Genomic DNA, 4,624 nt, shown 5'->3' with positions numbered 1-4,624 from the left:
TGGTTCAGGTCAGCGAGGCCTTGGACGTGCGCAAGGCCAGCCGTGATCCGGAAGCTGCACGGCTCTCCGGCGGCAATCTGCAGAAGTTCATCGTCGGCCGCGAGATCCTGCGGCAACCGCGCCTCTTGGTCGTCGATCAACCGAGCTGGGGATTGGATGCCGGCGCGGCCAGCGCGATTCGCCAAGCGCTGCTCGATCTTGCGGCGCGCGGCGCGGCCGTGCTGGTGATCAGTCAGGACCTCGACGAACTGATCGAGATCGCCGATCGCATCGCGGTGATGTTTCACGGCAGGCTGTCGCCGCCGCGTCCCGTCAGCGAGATCGGCCGCGATCAATTGGGGCTGTTGATGGGTGGCAGCGGCTGGCCGACGGAGGTGCGCGATGTCGCTGGTGCTTGAGAGGCGCAGCGAACGATCGGTGGCGATTGCGCTTCTGTCCCCGCTGCTCGCGATCACGCTGACGCTGCTGACCCTGACGATCGTGTTCGTGGCGCTCGGCAAAAATCCGGCTGCGGCGTTGGCGGTGTACTTCATCACGCCGCTGACCGACGGCTACTCGCTGCAAGAGATCGCGGTGAAGGTCTCGCCGCTGATCATGATCGCGGTCGGGCTGGCGCTGTGCTACCGCGCCAACGCCTGGAATATCGGCGCTGAAGGGCAGTTGCTGATCGGCGCCATCGCCGGCAGCGGCCTGGCGGTGATTACGCACGGGACAAATCCCGGCCCGTGGCTGATGCCAGCGATGTTGCTGGTCGGAGCGCTGGCCGGCGCCGCTTATGCGCTGATTCCGGCGCTCTGCAAGGTCAGGTTCGGCGCGTCGGAAATCCTGATCAGCCTGATGCTGGTTTATGTCGCCGGCCTGCTGCTCGACTATCTGGTGCGCGGGCCGTGGCGCGATCCGGCAGGCTTCAACTTTCCCACCACCGCCGAGTTCGACCCTGCAGCGACGCTGCCGCTGCTAATTGCCGGCAGCCGCGTTCATGCCGGCCTGATCCTGACGATGATTGCAGTCGTGGCCGCCGCCGTTCTGCTCGGCCGCACGCTGAAAGGATTCGAAATCCGCGTGGTCGGCACCGCCCCGCGCGCCGCACGGTTCGCCGGCTTCAACGCCGATCGTCTGGTGCTGACGACGTTTGCGATCTCCGGCGCCCTGGCCGGCCTCGCCGGCATCATCGAAGTCGCCGGACCGATCGGGCATCTGCAGCCGGATATCTCGCCGGGCTACGGTTTCACCGCGATCATCGTGGCGTTTCTCGGCCGCCTCAATCCGCTCGGCATTCTCGCCAGCGGCCTGTTCCTCGCGCTGACCTTCATCGGCGGCGAGCAGGCGCAGATTGCGCTCAAGCTGCCGCAGGACATGACCGGCGTGATCCAGGGCATCCTGCTGTTCTACGTGCTCGCCTGCGACTCGCTGATTCTGTACCGGATCCGCTGGCGCAGCCCGCAACGAAAGGCGTTGCATGGGCCTCTCTGAAGCCATCCTGCTGTCGATCGTCACCGCCTCGACTCCGCTGCTGCTGGCGGCGAGCGGCGAGCTGATCACCGAGCGCGCCGGCGTTCTCAACCTCGGCGTCGAAGGCATGATGCTGATCGGCGCCGTGTGCGGCTTCGCCGGTGCCTGGGCGACCGGGTCTACAGCGATCGGCGCGCTGTGCGGGATCGCGGCCGGCGTCGCGCTTTCGGCGCTGTTCGCTGCGGCTGCGATCGGGCTTGCGATCAATCAGGTCGCGGCCGGCTTGGCGCTGACGATCCTCGGCACCGGTCTCGCCGGCCTGATCGGCGCGCCGTTCGTCGGCGAGAACATCACCGCCGCACCGCATCTGTGGCTGCCGTGGCTCACTGACATCCCGCTGATCGGCAAGCTGCTGTTCGGCCAGGACGCCCTCGTCTATCTGTCGATCGGGCTGATCGCCGCGATCGCCTACGTGCTCGCCCGCACGCGGACAGGATTGATCCTGCGCGCGGTCGGTGACGATCCGGCCTCGGCACATGCGCTGGGCTACAACGTCGCGGCGATCCGGACGCTGGCTGTGCTGTTCGGTGGCGGCTGCGCGGGGCTTGCCGGTGCCTATCTGACGCTGGCCTATACGCCGTTCTACGCGCCCGGCATGACGGCGGGGCGCGGCTGGATCGCGCTGGCGCTGGTGGTGTTTGCCTCGTGGCGACCGGGTCGGCTGGTGGCCGGCGCCATCCTGTTCGGCGCGGTTTCGATCCTGCAGCTGCACGCCCAGGCGATCGGCCTCGGGGTGCCATCTCAACTTATGTCGGCGCTGCCCTATCTTGCCACGGTGCTGGTGTTGGTGCTGATCTCGCGCGTCCGCCGCGGCGGGTCGGTGGCGCCGGCGGCGCTCGGAACCGCCTTCGTGCCGGAGCGCTAGAAACGAGATCCGAGAGCCGCGCGGCGGGGGCGCGGGACTCGCACAGGACGATCCCCGAACGATGAAGCGGAGATTCGGATGAACAAGGCGATCATGGCGGCGCTGGTGCTGACGGCGAGCTGCGCCGGGCTGTCGGTGGCGACGGCGCAGGACAAGCCGGAGAGCAAACCGGACAAGCTGAAGGTCGGCTTCGTCTATGTCGGCCCGGTCGGCGACTTCGGCTGGTCGTATCAGCACGATCAGGCGCGCCAGGCGATCGTCAAGGAATTCGGCGACAAGGTCGAGACCACCTACTTGGAGAAGGTCAGCGAAGGCCCTGACGGCGAGCGCTCGATCGAACAGCTCGCCCGCGCCGGCAACAAGCTGATCTTCGTCACCTCGTTCGGCTACATGGATTCGGTGATCAAAGTCGCCAAGAAGTATCCGGACGTGAAATTCGAGCACGCCACCGGCTACAAGCGCGAGCCGAACGTCTCGACCTATGCGGGCCGGTTCTACGAAGGCCGCACCATCCAGGGCACGATCGCAGCAAAGATCTCCAAAAAGGGCGTGCTCGGCTATATCGGCTCGTTCCCGGTGCCCGAAGTGATCTCCGGCATCAACGCCACCATGCTGGCGGCGCAGAAGATCAATCCGAACATCAAGGTCAAGATCGTCTGGGTGAACTCCTGGTTCAATCCCGGCAAGGAAGCCGACGCCGCCAAGGCGCTGATCGACCAGGGCGCCGACGTGATCATGCAGCACACCGACAGCGCCGCAGCGGTGCAGATCGCCAACGAGCGCGGCATCCACGCGTTCGGCCAGGACTCCGACATGATCAAGTTCGGACCGAAGGCGCAGCTCACCGCCATCATCAACAACTGGACGCCGTACTACGTATCGCGCGTCAAAGCGGTGATGGACGGCAACTGGGCGTCGCAGGATGTCTGGGAAGGCCTGAAGGACAAGATGATCCAGATGGCGCCCTACACCAACATGCCGGACGACGTGAAGAAGCTCGCCGCCGACACCGAGGCCGGTATCGCCGCCGGCACCATCAAGCCGTTCGCCTGCCCGATCCTCGATCAGGAGGGCAAAGAGATCGAATGCAAAGGCGGCGATCAGCTCGACGACGGCCAGATCCGCGGCATGAACTTCTACGTCAAAGGCATCGACGATAAGATTCCGGGGAAGTAACGGCGCGACGCGCGCGTGCACAGAGCACAAGCGTTACCCCGATGATGACGTCATACGCGGGCTTGACCCGCGTATCCATCTTGCGCGACAGCGCGCTGACTCACTTCAGGACGATGGATTGCCGGGTCAAGCCGGCAATGACGGCGAAGGAAGATCGACGCGAACCTCTGTCGCGTCGGTCGGTTTCCTCAATGCAGCCGCGGTGCCTTGAGGAACTTGGCACGGTCGGAGGAATGCAGCACCACCTCGAAGGTGGCGCCGCCGCTGAACAGCGTCAGCGGCACCTCGACGCCCGCGGTGCCGAGCGCCCAGACCTTGCGATAGAACTCCGCTTCGCTGGTCACCTTGTCGCCCGCAACTGCGAGGATCACGTCCCCGGTCTTCAGCTCGGCGCGCGCCGCCGGCCCCTTCGGCGCAATCCCGACCACCACGATCTTGTCTTCGATCTCGGTTGAATACAGCCCAAGCCAAGGCCGCACCGGTTTGTTCGGTCGGCCGAACTTGCGCAGGTCGCTCAGCACCGGCGGCAACAAATCGATCGGCACGCTCATATTGTAGTGCTCATTCGAGCCGCTGCGCTCGATCTGCAGCGAGCCGACGCCGATCAGCTCACCGGTCGCCGACAACAGCGCGGTGCCGCCCCAATTCGGGTGTGACGGCTCGGTGAAGATCGCGTCGTCGAGCAGATATTCCCAATAGCCGGCGAATTCCTGACGCGCGGCGATGCGCCCCGCGACCGAACGGGTACGGCCGCCCACGCCGCCGATGATGACGCGCTCGCCCGCCTTGGCAAAAGCCGAGCGGCCGAGCGGCAGCGGCGGCAGGTCGATCGGGCCGAGCGCCTGGACGAGGCCGAAGCCGCTTTCCTGATCGAAGCCAAGCGGATGGCCTTCGACGACGCAGCCATCGCCGAGATGCACCCATACCGTTTCGGCTTCAGTGATCAGATAGCCGATGGTCAGCACCAGGCCGTCATCGATCAGCACGCCGTTGCCGGCGCGCTCGGTGCCGAGCGTCCCGGCTGTATAGGCATCAGCCGGAATGCTCGCGTGCAGCGCGACCACCGCGGAC

Annotated in this window: 4 protein-coding genes and 1 pseudogene; 4 read left to right on the top strand and 1 reads right to left on the bottom strand. The window is 65.9% G+C overall.

What is annotated here, in order from left to right; genetic code table 11:
• The 4 genes and pseudogenes from DYI24_RS21610 to DYI24_RS21595 all read left to right on the top strand — a co-directional run.
• A pseudogene (locus DYI24_RS21610) lies at window positions 1–398 on the top strand (ABC transporter ATP-binding protein); the annotation flags it as partial.
• On the top strand, window positions 382–1,473 hold the full coding sequence (locus DYI24_RS21605; RefSeq protein WP_164573792.1) for an ABC transporter permease: 1,092 nt from the start codon (window positions 382–384) through the stop codon (window positions 1,471–1,473). The pseudogene DYI24_RS21610 and the gene DYI24_RS21605, both read left to right, overlap by 17 nt.
• On the top strand, window positions 1,460–2,377 hold the full coding sequence (locus tag DYI24_RS21600; protein WP_164573791.1) for an ABC transporter permease: 918 nt from the start codon (window positions 1,460–1,462) through the stop codon (window positions 2,375–2,377). Before DYI24_RS21605 ends, DYI24_RS21600 begins: the two co-directional genes overlap by 14 nt.
• 78 nt (window positions 2,378–2,455) lie before the next feature.
• The gene (locus DYI24_RS21595; RefSeq protein ID WP_164573790.1) at window positions 2,456–3,553 is read left to right on the top strand and encodes a BMP family ABC transporter substrate-binding protein; all 1,098 of its coding nucleotides are present in this window, start codon (window positions 2,456–2,458) and stop codon (window positions 3,551–3,553) included.
• A 188-nt stretch (window positions 3,554–3,741) separates the two neighbouring features.
• On the opposite strand, the gene DYI24_RS21590 is transcribed toward DYI24_RS21595, so the two are convergent.
• The coding region (locus DYI24_RS21590; protein WP_164573789.1) for a S1C family serine protease at window positions 3,742–4,624 on the bottom strand (883 nt) is incomplete at its 5' end.

Source organism: Rhodopseudomonas sp. BR0C11, from assembly GCF_010820945.1.
In the GTDB taxonomy this organism is placed as follows: Bacteria; Pseudomonadota; Alphaproteobacteria; order Rhizobiales; family Xanthobacteraceae; genus Rhodopseudomonas; species Rhodopseudomonas palustris_H.
The sequence above is the reverse complement of the archived record's forward strand: the minus strand, read 5'-3'. Positions and strand labels throughout refer to the sequence as shown.

Excerpts from the sequence above, each read along its gene's own strand:
- DYI24_RS21605 (WP_164573792.1), top strand. The coding sequence starts at position 382 with ATGTCGCTGGTGCTTGAGAGGCGCAGCGAACGATCGGTGGCGATTGCG.
- DYI24_RS21600 (WP_164573791.1), top strand. The coding sequence starts at position 1,460 with ATGGGCCTCTCTGAAGCCATCCTGCTGTCGATCGTCACCGCCTCGACT.
- DYI24_RS21595 (WP_164573790.1), top strand. The coding sequence starts at position 2,456 with ATGAACAAGGCGATCATGGCGGCGCTGGTGCTGACGGCGAGCTGCGCC.